At 28.3% G+C, this 449-nt stretch carries 1 protein-coding gene; it reads left to right on the top strand.

Translation table 11 applies throughout. The features are described from left to right. A partial coding sequence (locus tag GUI43_RS34360) for a hypothetical protein (protein ID WP_211326805.1) occupies positions 1 to 373 on the top strand: 373 nt, incomplete at its 5' end. Between the last annotated feature and the right edge of the window lie 76 nt (positions 374 to 449).

Raw genomic sequence — 449 nt, 5'->3', positions numbered from 1 at the left:
GAAGGGTTATCCCAGAAAGTTGTGCTCCAAGTGCTGTATACGTATGTTTCCAATTTTTATACAAGAAATAGAAACTACTTTTCTAATCAGAATGTTATATACTACTGATTTGCATTTATTCTGGATTTGTGCACAATACCTGGGAAGAAAACAAAAAAAAGCAACAAATTTTGTTTATGACATTGAAATAAATCAAAACAAAAAGACTGTTTTCCACAGTTCTAATGAAAAGATTATGCCATATCGCAGATTGTGGAAAGATATTTTAAAGGAAAATGATGCCATAGCAGAACTGAACTTAAAACAAATTTTACATGATGACTTTGCCTTTGACTTGACAATAGCTATTAAGAATAAATTGTGGTACTTTTAATTTTTGACTGTGAACAGAAGATTTTAAATTTTTTTTAATGTATGGATTTTAAGAATTTTTTAAAGTTGCAAATAAG

The organism is Micromonospora noduli, assembly GCF_003264365.1.
Lineage (GTDB): Bacteria > Actinomycetota > Actinomycetes > Mycobacteriales > Micromonosporaceae > Micromonospora > Micromonospora noduli.
The sequence above is the reverse complement of the archived record's forward strand: the minus strand, read 5'-3'. Positions and strand labels throughout refer to the sequence as shown.